This is a genomic window from Microvirga antarctica, from assembly GCF_017921815.1.
Classification (GTDB): domain Bacteria; phylum Pseudomonadota; class Alphaproteobacteria; order Rhizobiales; family Beijerinckiaceae; genus Microvirga; species Microvirga antarctica.
The window spans coordinates 1-282 of sequence record NZ_JAGEMM010000191.1 but is presented as its reverse complement, the minus strand read 5'-3'; the positions used below and the strand labels follow the sequence as shown (position 1 = coordinate 282).

General features: G+C 68.4%; 1 pseudogene. It reads left to right on the top strand.

From position 1 onward, the window contains the following. A pseudogene (locus tag J4G32_RS21435) lies at positions 1-282 on the top strand (ABC transporter ATP-binding protein); the annotation flags it as partial.

Here is a 282-nt window from a genome sequence, read left to right as displayed (position 1 = left end):
GTCACCGTCGCGCTCTCGATGGGCTTCGTTTCCCCGGCAGCCCGTCTCGCCAATGCCTGGGACACCAAGCTGGGTGGCGCGCTGGCCGACGCGGTGAGCTGCAACTCGGTGGTCAAGGCCTTCGGGGCCGAGGCCCGTGAGGAGCAGCGGCTGCGCCATGTGCTTGACAAGTGGGACGCGCGCACCCGACGGACCTGGAAACGCGGCAACCTGAGCGGTGCCATCCAGGGCTTCATGATGGTGGCCATGCAGGGTGGCATCCTGGGCACCGGGCTGCTGATG